The organism is Nocardioides eburneiflavus (assembly GCF_004785795.1).
Taxonomy (GTDB): Bacteria; Actinomycetota; Actinomycetes; order Propionibacteriales; family Nocardioidaceae; genus Nocardioides; species Nocardioides eburneiflavus.
The window spans coordinates 2,158,642-2,174,472 of the sequence record NZ_SRRO01000001.1; the positions used below are offsets into that span (position 1 = coordinate 2,158,642).

The following is a 15,831-nucleotide window of genomic DNA, read 5'->3' on the forward strand; positions in this document are numbered from 1 at the left end:
GGCGTACGGTCCGGGCCGCCGCGCGTGCGGCGGGTCTGGTCCCTGGATCGCGCGTACGAGGGCCACGACCGCCGCACGTGCGCGCGTCGCGCCCGCGGACCCACTGGTAGGAATGCCGCATGCGCCTTCCCGTTCCCGGCCCCCGTGACGTGCTGTCCGCCCTCGAGCGAGGCGGTGACCAGGTCGAGGCCCTGCTCGGTGCGGTCCCGCGGGCACTGGCGCTGCTCGACGACGCCGAGCGGCTCCTCGTCCGTGCCTCGGCCGCGATCGAGCGGGTCCGCGAGGTCACCGAGGCGGCCAACGTCGTCGTCGTACGGGCCGGCGGCGTCGTGGACGACGCAGGCGTCCAGATTGGTCGCGTCACCCACCTGGTCGACGAGCTCGAGCCGTCCCTGCTCCGGCTGCAGCCGACGCTCGAGACCCTGGCCGACACGACGCACCCCGACGAGGTGAAGGCGCTCGTCCGGCTCGTCGACCACCTGCCCGAGCTGACCGCGCGGGTGGAGGGCGACGTGATCCCCGTGCTCACGACGCTTGGCACGGTGGCGCCCGACATGCACGACCTCCTGACCGTGGCGCGCGAGCTCAACGACATGCTCGCCAAGATCCCGGGGATGGGGCGCATCAAGCGCCGCGTCGACGAGGAGGAGGGCGAGGACCTCACCGAGGAGACGGTGAAGTGAGGGGGGTCGAGCAGCGGAACCCGCCCAGTGCCCCACCCGTCCCACTGATGGACGACCCGGGCACCACCTGCCCGACGCACGCCGACTGACGAAGGGACGCCAGCCATGAGCCGACACGAGAGCCGATTCCGCACCTCCCGCCTGCTCCCGGGCCTCGCAGCAGTCGTCGCCCTCGCGGTCTCCGGCTGTGGATCGGCCGAGGACACGGCGATGCCCGCCGACCCTGCCGCCAGCGACACCTCGAGCCCGTCGGGCGACGAGACCCTCGCCCTGACCGCCGACGGGTCGGCGACCGCCAAGTGCGCGATGCCGTCCGCGGAGATCCTCGCCACCTTCGACACCGCCTTCGAGGGCACGGTGACGTCGATCGACGACGGCACCGTCACCCTCGAGGTCGATCGCTGGTACGCCGGCGACGAGGCCTCGACGGTGACCGTCGAGGCGCCGAGCAAGGCCCTCGAGGACCTCCTGATGGCCGTCGACTTCCAGGAGGGCCGGACCTACCTGGTCAGCGCCGACGACGAACGCGTCACCCTGTGCGGGTTCACCGCCGAGACGTCGCCCGAGCTCGAGGCGCTGTACGCGGAGGCGTACGAGCAGTGACCTCCGTCGTCGGCCTCCTCCTGGCCGCGGGCGCGGGCGAGAGGTTCGGCGGCCCCAAGGCCCTGGCGCGCGATGCCGACGGGACCTCGTGGCTGCTGCGGTCGGTGCACGCCCTGCGACCGTGCGCGGAGATCGTGGTGGTGCTGGGCGCCGAGGCCGCCCGGGCGTCCGCGCTGCTGCCGATGTCGGTCTCGCGCATTCGCTGCGACGACTGGGCCGAGGGGATGGGTGCCTCGCTGCGCTCGGGGCTCGAGGCGATCGCGTACACGGACCACGACGCCGTGCTCGTCTCCCTGGTCGACCTCCCCGACGTCGGCGGTGCCGTCGTGGCCCGGGTGCTCGACGCGGACCACGGACGGGCGACCCTCGCGCGGGCGGCGTACGACGGGGTGCCGGGGCACCCCGTGCTCCTCGGGCGCGACCACTGGGCGGGTGTCGTCGAGACCGCGACCGGTGACCGCGGAGCCCGTGACTACCTCGCCACCCACGACGTCGAGCTGGTCGAGTGCGGTGACCTCGCGACCGGAGCCGACATCGACCACCGGTGACCGCCTGGGTCGAGGTGGCCGGTCCAACGTGCGACCAACGTGCCGGGTCGTAGCCTGACGACATGCAAGGCATGGACTCCGCCGCAGACGTGGCCACCCGGCTGGGGGCGACCGGTTACCTCGCCGACGACGAGCTGGCCACGGTCGTGTTCCTGGCGTCGCGGATGCAGCGCCCGCTGCTCCTCGAGGGCGAGCCCGGCACCGGCAAGACCGCGCTGGCCGAGGCGCTGGCGCAGAGCCTCGACCTGCCGCTCGTACGGCTCCAGTGCTACGAGGGGATCGATGCCAGCCAGGCGCTCTACGACTGGGACTTCCCTCGCCAGATCCTGCACCTCAGGGCGCTCGAGGCGGCCGGGGAGGTCGACTCCGACGAGGCCGAGAAGAGCCTGTACGACGAGCGCTTCCTGCTCTCGCGCCCGGTCCTCGCCGCGCTGCGGCAGGCACCGGCCGTGCTGCTGGTCGACGAGGTCGACCGCGCCGACGACGAGTTCGAGGCGTTCCTGCTGGAGGTGTTGTCGACCTGGCAGGTGACGATCCCTGAGTTCGGCACGGTCACCGCGCCGGAGCCGCCGCTGGTCGTGCTCACCTCCAACCGCACGCGCGAGCTGCACGACGCGCTCAAGCGCCGCTGCCTCTACCACTGGATCGACCACCCCGGGCTCGAGCGCGAGGTGGAGATCGTCCGCTCGCGCGCCCCCGAGGTGAGCGAGGCGCTGGCGCGTCAGGTGGTCGGGCTGGTCCAGCAGCTGCGCCAGCGCGACGACCTGCTCAAGCCGCCCGGCGTCGCCGAGACCCTCGACTGGGCGCGGGCGCTCACCTACCTCGGGACCGCCGAGCTCGACCTGGCGTCGGCCGCGGCCACCCTCGGCGCGCTCCTGAAGTACCGCGAGGACGCCGACCGGGTGAAGGCCGCCCTGGACAGGATGCTGTCGAGATGAACGCCGTGCTCCACGAGGCCGACGAGGTGCTGCTCGGCTTCACCCGCGCGCTGCGCGCCGCCGGCGTACCGGTCACCCAGGACCGCGCCCACGGGTTCCTGGCCGCGGTCGCGGCCGTCGGCGCCGATGACCGCCAGGCCACCTACTGGGCCGGCCGCGCGACCCTGTGCGGCTCGCCGGACGACCTGGCCCGCCACGACGAGGTCTTCGCAGCCTGGTTCGACCCGCGCGACGGCCTCCCGCGGGCGCGGCCGCGCGAGGCGTCGAGGCCCTCCACCGCCCAGCTGCTGCCCGACGCCGAGGGCGCAGGTGGCGGCGACGAGGCGGGCGAGGAGGACCTCGTCCGAGCGAGGGCCTCGGAGGCGGAGGTGCTCAAGCACCGCGACGTGGCGACGTTGGACGCCGCGGAGAAACGGCGCCTGGCCTCGATGTTCGTCCGGCTGTCGCTGCGCCCGCCCGCGCGGCGTACGGCTCGGCACCAGCGCTGGCACCGCGGCGAGCTCGACGCCTCGCGGACCCTGCGGAACTCGCTGCGCCACCTCGGCGAGCCCGGCGAGATCGCGTGGCGCCGGCGCGGCACCCGGCCGCGGCGGGTGGTGCTGCTGGTCGACGTCAGCGGGTCGATGAGCCCGTACGCCGACGCGCTGCTGCGGCTCGCCCACCGGCTCACCCAGTCGGCGCGCTCGGTGGGCGGCGGCGTCGAGACCTTCACCGTCGGCACCCGTCTGACGCACGTCACGCGCGCCCTGCGCTCGCCGGACGCGGACCGCGCGATCGTCGCCGCCGGCGAGGTCGTGCCCGACTGGTCGGGCGGCACGCGGCTGGGCGAGACGCTGCGGGTGTTCCTCGACCGGTGGGGCCAGCGCGGGATGGCCCGCGGCGCGGTCGTGGTGGTCTTCAGCGACGGCTGGGAGCGCGGGGACGCAGAGCTCCTCGGCGAGCAGATGGCCCGCCTCAAGCGGGTCGCGCACCGGGTGGTGTGGGTCAACCCGCACCGCGGCAAGGCGGGGTACGAGCCGCTCCAGGGAGGTGTGGTGGCCGCGCTCCCGCACTGCGACGACTTCCTCGCCGGCCACTCGCTGGCGACCTTCGCCGACCTGACCGAGGTGATCTCCCGTGCGTGACGTGTTGCCCGAGCTGATGCAGTGGTGGGAGGCCGGCGAGACCATCGGCGTCGGGACCGTGGTCGCGACCTTCCGCTCCGCGCCCCGCCCGGCCGGCGCCTCGATGCTGGTCGGGCCCGACGAGACGGCCGTGGGATCGGTGTCGGGCGGCTGCGTCGAGGGCGCCGTCTACGAGCTGGCGCAGTCGGTCGTGGCCTCGGGGGAGCCGGTGCTCGAGCGCTACGGGGTCTCCGACGACGACGCCTTCGCGGTCGGCCTCACCTGCGGCGGCATCCTCGACGTCTTCGTCGAGCAGGTCTCGCGCGAGACCTTCCCGCAGCTGGGCGAGGTGGCCGCCGACATCGAGGCAGGACGCCCGGTCGCCCTGGCCACCGTCATCGAGCACCCGGACCCCGCGTGGCTCGGCCGCCGGATGGTGATCCGCCCCGACGTCGCCGCCGACGGCAGCCTCGGCTCGCCGCGCGCCGACGCCGCCGTCCACGACGACGCCCTCGGCCTGCTGGCCGCCGGCACCAACGCCACCCTGACGTACGGCCCGGACGGCGAGCGTCGCGGCGAGGGCATGCGGGTGTTCGTGTGGGGCTTCGCCCCCAAGCCGCGGATGCTGGTGTTCGGCGCCATCGACTTCGCCGCCGCTGTGGCCAAGGTGGGCTCGTTCCTCGGCTACCACGTGACGGTGTGCGACGCGCGCCCCGTCTTCGCGACCAATTCGCGATTCCCGGGCGCCGACGAGGTGGTCGTCGACTGGCCGCACCGCTACCTGCAGGCCGAGCTCGACGCCGGCCGCATCGACCGGCGCACCGTGCTCGCGGTGCTGACCCACGACCCCAAGTTCGACGTGCCGCTGCTCGAGGTCGCGCTGCGCCTCGACGACGACGTACGCCCGGGCTACATCGGCGCGATGGGGTCGCGCCGCACCCACGACGAGCGGTTGGCCCGGCTGGTCGAGGCGGGTCTCGGAGAGGACGAGCTGTCCCTGCTGTCCTCGCCCATCGGGCTCGACCTCGGCGCCCGTACGCCCGAGGAGACGGCCGTGTCGATCGCGGCCGAGATCGTCGCCCGGCAGTGGGGCGGCTCCGGCGAGCGGCTGGCCACGACGCGGGGCCGGATCCACCACGACGACTGACCGAGCCGGCCCGCGTCGGCCCGAATTGGCCCGTACGGGCGGGTCCACCTATGGTCTTCGGGATGTTTTTTCCCGCCGCGCCGCCCCGTGACCGTGCCCGATCGACCGCTCTGCTCGTAGCCATCGTCCTGCTGCTCGCGGTCCTGACCCCCAGCGCCTCGGCAGCGGAAGCCCGCGAGGAGGGCCGGTCCCAGGCCGGGTCAGCAGGGCCTGCCGGCCGCTTCAGCGTGGCGACCCTCAACCTGCGCAAGGGGATGCGGGTCGCGGGCATGCGGCACGACATCGGGCGGGTCCTCGACGGCGGCGCCTCGGTCATCGGCTTCCAGGAGCGCCTCTTCAGCCGGCCCGCCCTGCGCGCGTCGCTCCCGAAGTCGTGGACCCTGCTGATGCCGAGCGGTCCGACCGGCACGGACGACAACCCGATCGCCTTCGACAAGGACGTCTGGAAGCTCGAGAAGACCTGGTCCGCCCTGCTCACCGGCAAGACCTGGCGACGCCAGACCGGCCGGGTCGCGCACGACCAGTACGGCGTGGTGGCGGTGCTCCGTCACCGCGCCAGCGGCCACGTCGTCCGGGCCGTGAGCTTCCACCTGCCCAACCACCTCCACAACCGGCGTACAGGCGGGCCCAACTACGCCAACCGCGGTGGTGTCGAGGCGATGTGGCGGATGGCGTACCGGGTGCGCGCTCTCAAGGAGAACGCGCCCGAGGAGCACCAGTTCGTCGCGATGTGCGACTGCAACGTCACCGAGAACCGGGACACGACCGACCACCTGGTGAAGGGGCGAATCACCAGGCCGTTGCGCCTGGAGACCAACTACAGCGGCCGCAAGGGTGGGTCGGGGATCGACTACGTGATGGGCGAGCGCGCCTCGGCCTTCCGCATCGACTCCTTCAGGTCCTACCGCCACCTGGTCACCGACCACCCCGGCATCGTCGCCACCTTCACGCGCAAGCGCTGAGCAGCGGTCGGGCCGGCGGTGGGGGCGTCAGTGAAGCGGCCGCCCGCATCGGTGGCCATACTCGCGACGTGCACATCACGTGGCGAGCCCTCGTCCTCCTTGTGGCGATCACTTCGGGCATGCTCGCACTCAGCGGCTGCGAGCAGGTCGACCCTTCGGCCGCCTCCGGTGCGAAGCCCGCTCCATCCTCGGCGACCACACAGTCCGAGTCGGCCGGTGCCACCGCCACCGCAGTCCCCGCCAACCTCCTGCATGTCTGCGACCACGTGCAGGACGCCTTCCGGTCGGGCAGCCTCGACGACGCCGCGCAGAACCGCGCACTCGCCTCGGAGCTGCAGGGGATGATCGATGTCGCTGACCCTGACGCAGCACAGATGCTTCGCCCGATGGCCGAAGCCGCCGCGGCCATCGGCGCTGACGGCCGGTCGCGCGCGGCGCCACGTCTGCAAAGAGCCCAAGGCAGGGCCTACCGGGCGTTGCGCCGCACCTGCATCAGCGCAGGCTCGCAAGCCTGGAACCAGCACTAGAGGGCATGCAGGGATGCAGGGGTCGCGGCATGCGCGGATGTGCTGATGTGGCTCCCTGCGACGATGTGGAGTGACCAGCAGATTCCCAGACCAAGTCGTGTGGGTCCATGGTGCAGGCGCCCGGTTTGCGAGCGGGTCTTCGTAAAAGAAGAACAAGCGATGGAGTCGATTGGGCGTCATCGGCTCACCGGCCTCCGAACCGAGTACCCCGGGGGGGGGGGGGACCGGCGCCTACGACGATGCGATAGGCGCGGTCTGTTCAGGCCCAGCCGGGACCATCACGGCACCCCTGAGCATGTTGCCCAGTTCTCCCCTGGGTGGACGCGGCACCTGCACGTGTTTGACGGTAGGGAGGACTCGTCCTGAGGTTGGTGAGCGTCCGACATCGGCATGAGCGGACGCAACTCGGTGGGTCTGCAGACCGACGCCGACGTGGCTCAGCGATTGTCCCTGGCACGCCTGCACCCCCGCCGGCGTCAGGTTCGGCGGGGTGCGGGGCTGGGTCATCGTCGGCGTGGTCGCGGGATGCCGGGGCCCGGTGGATCTGGTGGGTCGAGGTCGGTGGTGCCGGTGTGGTCGCGGCGGTAGCGGTGGCCGTGGGGACTCGTCCACGCGAAGACGCCGGGCTCGACCATGGCGTAGCGCCAGGGTGAGTGGGTCTTCAACCGGTGGTGGAACCGGCACAGGCAGGCGAGGTTGCTCGTGGTCGTCGGGCCGGGTTGCGGTCGGCCCTCGGCGTGGGCGTCGTTGTCCCACGGGATGATGTGGTCGACGTCGCAGCGCCGGGCGGGGCGGGAGCAGAACGGGAACACGCAGGTGCGATCCCTCAGGATCACGTGTTCGCGGATCGTTGCCGGGACCTTCCGCGTCTGCGCGGTGAGCGTGGTGTTGAGGTCGATGACGGGCTTGATGGTGACCTCGGTGCGGGTGTCGGCGCACCAGGACTGGACCTGCTCGAGCAGGACCAGGCGTTGACCGTTCTCCATCCGGCCGGTGGGACCGAAGACCGTGGTGTCGCCGGAGAAGGAGGCGTCGACGTGGGCGTGGATCACGACCGCGCGGGCGGCGGGCAGGTGCGTCTCGTCGGCGTCGTCGCCGCCAGCGCCGGTGTCCTCCAGGTCGGCGCCGCCGCCGGCGAGATCCAGAGCAGTCTGGGTCCTGGCGAGGTCCCCGAGGGCCTTGGCTCGTCGGGCGTCGAGTGGCAGCAGGGATCCGAGGGCCTGCTGGGTGGCGGCGTGGTGGGCGAGGGCGCGGTCGAGGTCGAGGGCGTCGGCGATGTCGACCTCGGCCTCGATCCGCAGGGTGCCGGCGTAGTGCACGTCGTCGGTGTCCACGGTGACGTGGCGCGGGTCGACGTGCAGGTAGCCGTCCTCGGGGTCCGCAGCGGGGTCGGCGGTGGCGAGGTCGTAGCGCCTGATGGTCTCCGCGACGAGGCGGTCGAGCTGCGCGGTGCGGATGCGTCCGGCGACGGCGGCGACCTGTGCGTCGACGAACCCGGCCGCCTCACGAGTCAATGCGGGTGAGGAGTGGATGGTGGTGTCCGCGACCGCCCGGGCCCGCCACGCGGGCACCTGCCCGGCGTGGACCTGTGCCCAGAGCCGGGGGAGGCGGTGGCGCAGCTCGAGGGCGTGGCCGATGAGCTTCTTCGCCGCGGTGGTGGTGATCCCGAGGACGGTGCCGAGCTCGGCGCAACAGAACTCCGCCACCAGCGGGGCACCCTCGCCGGCGATGGGTTCCTCGTGCTGCGACCCGGGCACCGTGAACGACGCCGCGGAGTGGATCGACTCCGGCGGGTGCAGGTCGGCCCACCTGGCGGCGAGGACCAGCTGGTCGGCTGCGGCCCGGTCCTCGGCGGCCTTGCGGTCACGGATCGCGGACAGCAACTCGGCGGGTGAGAGGTCGTCCGCGACCCCTCGCGCCCCGGCTGCCAGTGTCTCGATCATGCGTTTGATTGTAGTCGTGGGGTCCGACAACGGCCCTCGCGCGGACGAAGGCCAGCAGGGTCTCGTGACGGGACTTCGTCCCTCCTCGACCAGCGGGGGACGGGTGTGGTTTCGAGGCTCGCTGCGCTCGCACCTCGACCACCGAACAGCTGCGCTCGCACCTCGACCGCCGAAGGTGATGGGGCGCCTCGCCAGTCACTCGGCCTCCGACGGGGAGCGACTTCCCACCCGCGACCGGCAGGCAGTGTCGTGACGATACCCGTGACCGACCTCCTGGCACACTGCCTGTCGCCGTCATCACACTCGGGCTAGGTTTGCGGTGACCGACCAGGAGCCGTCATGACCAGCGAGGACCTGCACGCCCGCCGCGTGAGTGCCGTGCGCGCCTGGACACGCTTCGTGTCCGAGGGCGAGGAGCAGGCCGAGGCCGTCCGTCCCGAGATCCTGCGCAGCTGGCAGCTCTCCGGCGTCGTGTCGCCGACGGTGACCGAGGCGCCCCTGGACGACGAGGCGGACACGGCCGACTTCTGGAAGCAGTCGCCGCTCCAGACCGCGGTCGAGCGCGTGCAGGACGAGCTGCGGCGCACGGCCGAGGACGGCGACCTGGTCATCGCGGTGACCGACGACCAGACCCGGATCCTGTGGACCTACGGGGGCCGGGTGATGCGCCGCAAGGCCGAGACGGTCAACTTCGTGCCCGGCGGCCGCTGGGACGAGCGCAGCGTCGGCACCAACGCGCTGGCGATCGCCGGCCGGACCGCGCGGCCGTCGATGGTCTTCAGTGCCGAGCACTACGCCGAGGTCGTGCACAACTGGGTGTGCTGGGCGGCCCCCGTGTTCGACCCGGTCACCGGGCGCTCGCTCGGGGTCATCGACCTGTCGACCACGTGGGACCGCACGCACCCGATCGGGCTCGCGACCGCACGCGTGATGGCCCGGCTGATCGAGGCCGCCCTGCCGTCCGACCGGCGTACGACCCTCGCCGGCGACGCCGGCCCCGCCGACCCCGGACTCACCCTCACCCTGCTCGGCACCGCCGAGGTGTGGCTCGACGGGCAGCGCCTCCTGCTCAACCGTCGCCAGACCGAGATCCTCGCGTTGCTGGCGATGCATCCCGCAGGCCTGTCGGTCGAGCACCTGCACTCCCTGCTCTACGGCGACTCGTCGGTGACGACCTCGACCCTCAAGGCGGAGGTCTCGCACCTGCGGTCCGCCCTGGCGGGTCAGCTGTCCTCACGCCCCTACCGCCTCACGATGCCGGTTGCCACCGACGTCGAGGAGGTCCAGCGGCTGCTGCGTCGCGGCGACGTGCGCGCGGCCGTGCGGGCGTACGGCGGGGACCTGCTGCCCGGCACCGACTCGCCCGCGCTGGTGCAGATGGGGGACTACCTCGCGGTGAGCGTCCGCGAGGCCCTGCTCGCCAACCCCGACGCCGACGCGGTCCTGCGCTACAGCGAGCTCGCGCCCTACGACACCGCCGTGGTCGAGGCATGCCTCGCGACCCTGCCGGTCCACCACCCGGTCGCGCCGCTGCTCAAGGGCAAGCTGGCCGCCTCCGACGGATGACCGACCTGCGGAGCACGATCGCGTTCGTCGCTGCGCTCGCGACCGCGCTCGCGCTGGCGGCGTGCAGCCGCGGTCCGGACGGACCGGCTCCCGACCCCGTGACCGCGTCCAGCGAGGCCCCTGACGCCGGCCCCTGGCAGACGGTCGTCGACGAGGAGACGGGGATCCGGTTCGACTTCCCCGTGGCGGCGACGCCGGTCGAGGAGGAGCAGGTCGTGGCCGGACGCCGCTTCCCGACCTACACCTACGCGCACCAGACCGGCGGCACCGAGCTGGTCGTGGTGCTCGAGGACGTCGGGCTGCGGCTCCGGCTGGTCCCCAAGGACATGGTCCGCATGATCACGGGCACGCTCGAGGGCGCAGGCGACGAGAGCATCCGGTGCGGACGGGTGCGCGGCGGCGCGCGGCGACTGCGTACGACGTGCCGGTCGGTGGACGAGTCGGGCAACGAGCGGATCTGCATGGGCATCGCGCTGGCCTTCCGCGAGGTGGTGTCCACCTCGATCGTCGCCCACACCGCCGGCCCCGACGAGGGGGTGCACGCCTACCAGGTCAACGGCGCCGCCAAGAAGATCGCCGACAGCATGCGGGCCGGCGGCGAGGTGGTCTGAGCCGCTCACCCAGCCCCAACCATCTCCCAACCACGGCGACCTAGGTTCGGCACCAGGAGTGACCCACCTCACACTGGAGCGGCCAGATGACGAAGATCGAACTCACCGTCGACGGGGCTGCGGTCTCCGACGACGTCGAGCCCCGGATGCTGCTGGTGCAGTACCTGCGCGAGGAGCTCGGCAAGACCGGAACCGTGATCGGGTGCGACACCTCGAACTGCGGCGCCTGCACCGTCCACCTCGACGGCACGAGCGTGAAGTCCTGCAACGTGCTCGCCGTCCAGGCCAACGGGCGCACGGTCACGACGATCGAGGGGCTCGCCGACGCTGCCGAGGGTGAGCTGCACCCCGTCCAGGAGGCGTTCCGCGAGTGCCACGGCCTGCAGTGCGGCTTCTGCACCCCCGGCATGATCATGCAGGCCGTCGACCTGCTCGCCGAGAACCCGGACCCGACCGAGGAGGAGGTGCGGCTCGGCATGGAGGGCAACCTCTGCCGCTGCACCGGCTACCACAACATCGTCAAGAGCGTGCTCCACGCAGCCGAAGGAGCCAAGGCATGACCGCCACCCAGGACCGACCAGCTGCGGAGATCGGCAAGGACCGGCGCCGCAAGGAGGACCAGCGGCTGATCACCGGCCGTACGCGCTGGACCGACAACATCACCCTGCCCGGCATGCTGCACCTGGCGATGGTGCGCAGCCCCTTCGCCCACGCCACCATCACCTCGATCGACGTCGAGGCCGCCAAGGCCTCGCCCAACGTGGTCGCGGTGCTGAGTGGCAAGGACTTCGGCGACGAGCTCGGCGTGTGCATCAACGCCTGGCCGATCACGCCGGACCAGAAGACGCCCGGACACTCGCCGATGCCCGCCGACCGGGTCGCCTTCGCCGGAGAGATCGTCGCCGTGGTGGTCGCGCGCAGCGCGGCCGAGGCCCGCGACGCGGCCGAGCTCGTCGACGTCGAGTACGAGGAGCTGCCCGCCGTCGTCGGCATCAAGAAGGCCCTCGAGGACCAGGTCCTCGCGCACCCCGACCTCGGCACCAACAAGTCGGCGCTGTGGGTCTTCGACTCAGGCGACGCCGGCACCGGCGGCGACGTGGAGGCCGCGATCGAGGAGGCTCGCGCCAACGGCATCGTCATCGAGCGGGAGTACCGCCAGCAGCGGCTCATCCCCGCGTTCATGGAGCCGCGCAGCGTCGTGGTGGACCCCACCGGGGAGCAGATCACCATGTGGTCCGCGACCCAGATCCCGCACATCCTGAGGTTCGCCCTGGCGGCCACCACCGGCGTGCCCGAGTCGAAGATCCGGGTCATCGCCCCCGACGTCGGTGGTGGCTTCGGCGGCAAGCTCCAGACGACCCCCGAGGAGTGGATCGCCTGGGCCGTCGCGCGACGCCTGTCCAAGCCGGTGAAGTACACCGAGACCCGCAGCGAGAGCCTGCTGGCAGCCCACCACGGTCGCGACCAGGTGCAGACGCTGACGCTGGCGGCCGACAAGGACGGCAAGGTCACCGGGTTCAAGGTGCACCTCGACGCCGACCTGGGTGCCTACGTCGCGATCGTCGGCGGCGGTGTCCCCGTCCTCGGCGCCTTCATGTTCAACGCGATCTACAAGTTCCCCGCCTACCGCTTCGAGTGCCAGACCGTGCTCACCAACACCACGTTCACCGACGCCTACCGCGGCGCCGGCCGGCCGGAGGCGACCTACGCCGTCGAGCGGCTGATGGACGAGCTCGCCGCTGAGGTGGGCGTCGACCCGCTCGAGATCCGCGAGCGCAACTGGATCACGCACGAGGAGTTCCCGTTCACGACCGTCGCCGGCCTCGAGTACGACACCGGCAACTACGAGGCCGCCACGGCCAAGGCGAAGGAGTCCTTCGGCTACGACGCACTGCGCGCCGAGCAGAAGGAGCGCCGAGAGCGTGGTGACCGCGTCCAGCTCGGCATCGGCGTCTCGACCTTCACCGAGATGTGCGGCCTCGCGCCGAGCCGGGTGCTCGGCAGCCTCGACTACGGCGCGGGTGGCTGGGAGCACGCGACCGTCCGGATGACCCCGCTCGGCAAGGTCGAGGTCGTCACGGGCGCGAGCGCCCACGGGCAGGGCCACGAGACGGCGTTCAGCCAGATCGTCGCCGACCGGCTGGGCGTCCCGTTCGAGGACGTGGAGGTGCTGCACGGCGACACCCAGGTGTCGGCGAAGGGCCTCGACACGTACGGCTCCAGGTCACTGGTGGTCGGCGGCGAGGCGCTGGTCCGCGCGGTCGACAAGGTGATCGACAAGGCCAAGGTCCTCGCCGCGCACCTGCTCGAGGCCAACGCCGACGACCTCGACTACGCCGACGGGAAGTTCACCGTCCGCGGCACCGACCAGGGCAAGGCCATCCAGGAGCTCGCGACGGCCACCTTCGCGGGGCACGACTACCCCGAGGGAATGGAGCTCAGCCTCGACGCCGACGCGACGTACGACCCCGTCAACTTCAACTACCCGCACGGCACGCACCTGTGCGCCATGGAGGTCGACACCGAGACCGGTGCGGTGAAGATGCGGAAGTACACCTGCTGCGACGACATCGGCGTCATCGTCAACCCGCTGATCGTGGCCGGTCAGGTGCACGGCGGGCTGGTGCAGGGCATCGCGCAGGCGCTCTGGGAGGAGGCCGTGCACGACGAGGCCGGCACGCTCGTGAGCGGGTCGTTCGTCGACTACCTGCTCCCCACGGCGGCCGACACGATCTCCTTCGACGTGGTGCACACCGACGAGCCGAGCGTCTGCACGACCAACACGCTGGGCACCAAGGGGGTCGGCGAGGCGGGCACCATCGCCTCGACGCCGGCGGTCGTCAACGCCGTCGTCGATGCCGTACGCCACCTCGGCGTCCACGACATCCAGATGCCCTGCACGCCCGAGCGGGTGTGGCGGGCGATCCACGCCAACGACGGCGACGCGCCGACCCCCGAGGCGGCGATGCCGCACTTCGAGGAAGGCGCCCTCAACCAGGACAGCACGGACGGAGCAGGCCAGTGATCCCGGTGAAGTTCGACTACCTCGCACCCACGTCGGTCGAGGAGGCCATCTCGGCGCTCGGGCAGCACGGCGACGACGCGAAGATCCTCGCCGGCGGGCAGAGCCTGCTGCCGGTGCTGCGGATGCGCCTCAACGCCCCCGAGGTCGTCATCGACCTCGGCCAGATCCCATCCCTCCGGGGCATCCGCGACGACGGCGACGCCATCGTGATCGGCGCGATGACGACCCACCACGACGTGCGCGACGACGACCTCGTCAAGGAGCACGCGCTGCTGCTGTCCAAGGCGGCGGCCGAGGTGGCCGACTCGCAGATCCGGCACCGCGGCACGTTCGGTGGGGCGCTCGCCCACGCCGACCCCGCGGGCGACCTCGGCGCGCCGGCGCTCGCCCTCGGCGCGCAGTTCGTGATCGCGGGGCCCGGCGGGACGCGTACGGTCGAGGCGTCCGACTTCTTCGTCGACCTCTTCGAGACCGCGATCGGCGACGACGAGATCCTCACCGAGGTGCGCATCCCCAAGCACACCGGGTGGGGCGCCCACTACGAGAAGTTCGTCCGCGTCGCCCACCAGTGGCCGATCGTGGCGGTCGCCGCCACCGTGAGGGGCTCGATCGACGAGGCACGCATCGGCCTGACCAACATGGGCTCCACCCCGCTGCGGGCCACCGCCAGCGAGCAGGCCCTGGTGGGTGCGAGCGCGACCGAGGACGGCGTACGCGCCGCGGCCGACCTCGCCGCCGAGGGCACCGACCCGCCCTCGGACCTCAACGGGGCGGCCGACTACCGCCAGCACCTCGCCCGGGTCCTCACCGGGCGGGCGGTCCTCAAGGCCGCGGGGGTGCAGTAGTGGAGCTGAACCACCGGTTCACCGTCCCGATCGGCGTCGAGGAGACCTGGGCGCACTTCAACGACATCGCCTCGGTCGCCGAGTGCTTCCCGGGCGCCCAGGTGACCGAGGCCGACGAGAGCTCCTTCTCGGGGTCGGTCAAGGTCAAGCTCGGGCCCATCGCCCTCCAGTACAACGGGAGCGGCACCTTCGTGGAGAAGGACGCGGACGCCCACCGGTTCGTCGTCGACGCCAAGGGCAAGGACAAGCGCGGCAACGGCACGGCCGGCGCGAAGGTCACCGTCTCCATGAGCGACGCGGGCGGGTCGACGGACGTCTCGGTCGAGACCGACCTGGCGATCACCGGCAAGCCCGCGCAGTTCGGGCGCGGTGTCATGCAGGACGTCTCGGACAAGCTGCTCGGCCAGTTCGTGGCGTGCCTCGAGCAGCGCCTCGCGGCGCCCGAGCCCGCGCCGGAGGAGGAGACCCCGGTGGGAGCGGCCGCCGCGGCCTCCGTGGCCGCCTCCGCCCCGGCGGCGCCCGGGGCACCGGCGGCGCCGCCCGCCGCGCCACCCCCACCACGGCCCGCGCCGGAGCCCGAGGCGCTCGACCTCGGCAGCGCGGTGCTGCCAGTGCTCCTCAGGTCGTACTGGAAGCAGGCGGCGGTCGCGCTCGTCGTGCTCGTGGTCCTGAGGAGGCTGCTCAGAAGACGTTGAGGGGGCGGAACTGGACGGAGATCCGCGGCCCGGCGTTGGCCACTTTGGGAACGGCGTGCTCCCACGTGCGCTGGCAGGAGCCGCCCATCACCACCAGGTCGCCGTGCCCCATCGTCAGCGCGATCGACGCCCCGCCGCCCCGAGGCCGCAGCAGCAGGCGGCGCGGGTCGCCGACGCTGACGATCGCGACCATCGTGTCGGCGGTGCGGCCGCGACCGATCGTGTCGCCGTGCCAGGCGACCGAGTCGCGACCGTCGCGGTAGAAGCAGCAGCCGGCGGTCACGAACGGCTCGCCGAGCTCGGGGAGGTAGTGCCTGCTCAGGGCCGTACGCGCCTCGGTCAGCGCGGGATGGGGTAGCGGGGCGTCGGCGAGGTAGGTGTGGACCAGCCGGGGGACGGCGACGACAGAGTCGTACATCTCGCGTCGCTCGGCACGCCACGGCACCTCGTCGACGAGTGCGGAAAACACGGCGTCGGGGTCCGGGAGCCAGCTGCGTTGCACGTCGACCCACGCTCTGCGGGCCAGCAGGCGACGCTCAGGCGACAGTGCCACGGAATCCGTGGTGCCGTCGGCGAAGAGGGACGTCTGGTAGTCCACGACAGCAGCCTACCCCATCGATCGAACGTGCGTTCGA

General features: G+C 72.3%; 17 protein-coding genes. 15 read left to right on the plus strand and 2 right to left on the minus strand.

Going from position 1 to position 15,831, the window contains the following annotated elements; all coding sequences use genetic code 11:
- Positions 1-119 precede the first annotated feature (119 nt).
- From EXE59_RS10130 to EXE59_RS25080, 9 genes are all read left to right on the plus strand, one after another.
- Positions 120-683: a hypothetical protein gene (locus EXE59_RS10130; RefSeq protein ID WP_135838796.1), complete on the plus strand. Its 564-nt coding sequence runs from the start codon at positions 120-122 to the stop codon at positions 681-683.
- 105 nt (positions 684-788) lie between these two features.
- Positions 789-1,286: a hypothetical protein gene (locus EXE59_RS10135; protein ID WP_135838797.1), complete on the plus strand. Its 498-nt coding sequence runs from the start codon at positions 789-791 to the stop codon at positions 1,284-1,286.
- A complete protein-coding gene (locus EXE59_RS10140) occupies positions 1,283-1,834 on the plus strand; it encodes a nucleotidyltransferase family protein (RefSeq protein WP_135838798.1) in 552 nt (183 codons plus the stop codon). The genes EXE59_RS10135 and EXE59_RS10140 overlap by 4 nt, the downstream gene beginning before the upstream one ends.
- 62 nt (positions 1,835-1,896) lie before the next feature.
- Entirely contained in the window at positions 1,897-2,772 is an 876-nt protein-coding gene (locus EXE59_RS10145) for an AAA family ATPase (protein ID WP_425464512.1), read from the plus strand.
- Entirely contained in the window at positions 2,769-3,896 is a 1,128-nt protein-coding gene (locus EXE59_RS10150; protein WP_135838799.1) for a vWA domain-containing protein, read from the plus strand. The genes EXE59_RS10145 and EXE59_RS10150 overlap by 4 nt, the downstream gene beginning before the upstream one ends.
- Positions 3,889-5,022, plus strand: coding sequence for an XdhC family protein (locus EXE59_RS10155; protein ID WP_168218475.1), 1,134 nt, complete (start codon positions 3,889-3,891; stop codon positions 5,020-5,022). The genes EXE59_RS10150 and EXE59_RS10155 overlap by 8 nt, the downstream gene beginning before the upstream one ends.
- A gap of 62 nt (positions 5,023-5,084) precedes the next feature.
- Positions 5,085-5,984, plus strand: a complete 900-nt coding sequence (locus EXE59_RS10160; protein ID WP_135838800.1) for an exonuclease/endonuclease/phosphatase family protein — start codon at positions 5,085-5,087, stop codon at positions 5,982-5,984.
- Positions 5,985-6,052: 68 nt separating this feature from the next.
- Positions 6,053-6,511, plus strand: coding sequence for a hypothetical protein (locus EXE59_RS10165; RefSeq protein WP_135838801.1), 459 nt, complete (start codon positions 6,053-6,055; stop codon positions 6,509-6,511).
- A 63-nt stretch (positions 6,512-6,574) separates the two neighbouring features.
- Positions 6,575-6,877 carry a DUF7710 domain-containing protein gene (locus EXE59_RS25080; RefSeq protein ID WP_425464533.1) on the plus strand — a complete coding sequence of 101 codons (303 nt, stop codon included), beginning with the start codon at positions 6,575-6,577 and terminating at the stop codon, positions 6,875-6,877.
- A gap of 137 nt (positions 6,878-7,014) precedes the next feature.
- Here the strand turns inward: EXE59_RS25080 and EXE59_RS10170 are convergent, their stop codons facing one another.
- Complete coding sequence (locus EXE59_RS10170) at positions 7,015-8,454, minus strand: HNH endonuclease signature motif containing protein (protein WP_135838802.1); 1,440 nt, start codon at positions 8,452-8,454, stop codon at positions 7,015-7,017.
- A 339-nt stretch (positions 8,455-8,793) separates the two neighbouring features.
- Between EXE59_RS10170 and EXE59_RS10175 the strand changes: the two genes are divergently transcribed.
- The 6 genes from EXE59_RS10175 (at position 8,794) to EXE59_RS10200 (ending at position 15,196) form a co-directional block, all read left to right on the plus strand.
- Positions 8,794-10,020 carry a transcriptional regulator gene (locus EXE59_RS10175; RefSeq protein ID WP_135838803.1) on the plus strand — a complete coding sequence of 409 codons (1,227 nt, stop codon included), beginning with the start codon at positions 8,794-8,796 and terminating at the stop codon, positions 10,018-10,020.
- On the plus strand, positions 10,017-10,631 hold the full coding sequence (locus EXE59_RS10180; protein WP_135838804.1) for a hypothetical protein: 615 nt from the start codon (positions 10,017-10,019) through the stop codon (positions 10,629-10,631). Before EXE59_RS10175 ends, EXE59_RS10180 begins: the two co-directional genes overlap by 4 nt.
- A gap of 86 nt (positions 10,632-10,717) precedes the next feature.
- Complete coding sequence (locus EXE59_RS10185) at positions 10,718-11,191, plus strand: (2Fe-2S)-binding protein (RefSeq protein ID WP_135838805.1); 474 nt, start codon at positions 10,718-10,720, stop codon at positions 11,189-11,191.
- Entirely contained in the window at positions 11,188-13,656 is a 2,469-nt protein-coding gene (locus EXE59_RS10190) for a xanthine dehydrogenase family protein molybdopterin-binding subunit (protein WP_135838806.1), read from the plus strand. The genes EXE59_RS10185 and EXE59_RS10190 overlap by 4 nt, the downstream gene beginning before the upstream one ends.
- Positions 13,653-14,501, plus strand: coding sequence for an FAD binding domain-containing protein (locus EXE59_RS10195; RefSeq protein ID WP_135838807.1), 849 nt, complete (start codon positions 13,653-13,655; stop codon positions 14,499-14,501). Before EXE59_RS10190 ends, EXE59_RS10195 begins: the two co-directional genes overlap by 4 nt.
- A complete protein-coding gene (locus EXE59_RS10200; protein WP_135838808.1) occupies positions 14,501-15,196 on the plus strand; it encodes an SRPBCC family protein in 696 nt (231 codons plus the stop codon). Before EXE59_RS10195 ends, EXE59_RS10200 begins: the two co-directional genes overlap by 1 nt.
- On the opposite strand, the gene EXE59_RS10205 is transcribed toward EXE59_RS10200, so the two are convergent.
- A complete protein-coding gene (locus tag EXE59_RS10205) occupies positions 15,183-15,794 on the minus strand; it encodes an alpha-ketoglutarate-dependent dioxygenase AlkB (RefSeq protein WP_135838809.1) in 612 nt (203 codons plus the stop codon). The genes EXE59_RS10200 and EXE59_RS10205 overlap by 14 nt on opposite strands.
- Positions 15,795-15,831: the final 37 nt, after the last annotated feature.